2 protein-coding genes are annotated in these 1,378 nt (G+C 54.8%); both read left to right on the top strand.

All coding sequences use genetic code 11. The features are described 5' to 3' along the window. The first annotated feature begins 109 nt into the window (after positions 1-109). A complete protein-coding gene (locus OSB71_RS24135) occupies positions 110-1,159 on the top strand; it encodes a ParA family protein (RefSeq protein ID WP_265950930.1) in 1,050 nt (349 codons plus the stop codon). Between the two features lie 7 nt (positions 1,160-1,166). Next, positions 1,167-1,378, top strand: a 212-nt coding sequence (locus OSB71_RS24130) for a hypothetical protein (RefSeq protein ID WP_416237324.1), incomplete at its 3' end; no start/stop codon positions are given.

Below are 1,378 nucleotides of genomic sequence, written 5' to 3'. Positions count from 1 at the left end.
GTACAACCGGCCTAGTCCGGCTATGATTGCGGAGCCCTCCCCTTCAACTCTCCCTCTGGTAGGGCGAATTGCGATACGATCTCTTGACTTCGTGGGAAGGGCCTGTGCAATGCAGAAGATCGCGCTGTTCAATCACAAGGGTGGCGTGAGCAAGACCACCACTGTGTTCAACCTCGGGTGGATGCTGGCGGAGCAAGGAAAGAAAGTTCTGATGGTTGATTCCGACCCTCAGTGCAATCTGACCGGAATGGTGCTCGGATTTCAGGGCGCCGATGAATTGGAAAATTTCTATGAGACGCAGGGGAGGAACACCCTTCGTTCGGGCCTGCTTCCAGCCTTTGAAGCCCAGCCGCGATCTATCGAGGCAGTTGAAACGGTCACCGTAAAGGCGCGTCCCGGCTTGCATCTCCTGGCTGGGGACTTGCGTCTGGCTGAACTCGAAGTGACCTTGGGAATCGCACAGGAACTGTCCGCTGCTATCCAAGCATTGCAGAACCTTCCTGGTAGCTTTGACTTTCTACTTGAGGCAACCGGCAAATCGATCCAGGCCGACTATATCTTGATCGATATGAGTCCAGGGCTGGGCGCGATCAATCAGAACCTTGTCTCGATCAGTGACTACATGGTCCTTCCGACTTCGCCAGACATTTTCTCGGTCATGGCCATTGACTCACTCGCGCGTATCCTTCCCCGTTGGAAGGTATGGGCTGATCAGGCGAGCAGGTTGCCAGTGTTGAAGGATGCCGCGTACCCATTCCCTGAGCCCAAGCTCAAGATTCTGGGTACCGTAATTCAGAAGTACCGACCTCGGAAGGGACGAGCGGCATCCGCCTTTCAGCGCTGGATCGACCAGATTGACATCGCTGTAGAGACTAGGTTGCGTCCCGCGCTGGAGGTGGAAGACCTGCTCTTGCCGAACAGGGTATACGAAGAAAACGGTATTAATGCGGGGCTGAATCTTGCCTTGATCGCTGACTTCAATAGCTTGATTTCTCGCTCGCAGGAACATGCCACGCCTGTATTCTCTCTGACGGAAGAGCAGTTGAGCGCCGCGGGGGATGTACTGGATAACTTCGTCGCGTCTCGCGACTCGTTCCATGATGACTTCAGTGCACTCGCAAGCCGAGTGGAGTCTTTGATCGAAGACGCGAAGAGGTGAGGTTTGCATGCCTGCCTCCGAGGTGCAGCTCTTCAAACAAAATATCACGTATGCGCGTGATTTGATTTCGACTGCCTCTGTGCTCCGGGCTCAACTGACATCGGTGATTAATACCGATGATCTCTTGCGGTCTGCACTGGTGCAGGGCGTGAGTGCATTCGACCACTTCGTGCACGAAGAGGTCCGTGCACGGATGATCGCTATACAGTCGGGGCAAAG

Origin of the sequence: Streptomyces marinisediminis, assembly GCF_026262575.1 — a bacterium.
Taxonomy (GTDB): domain Bacteria; phylum Actinomycetota; class Actinomycetes; order Streptomycetales; family Streptomycetaceae; genus Streptomyces; species Streptomyces marinisediminis.
Note: the sequence above shows the minus strand (reverse complement) of the source record. Positions and strands in the feature narration are given on the sequence as shown.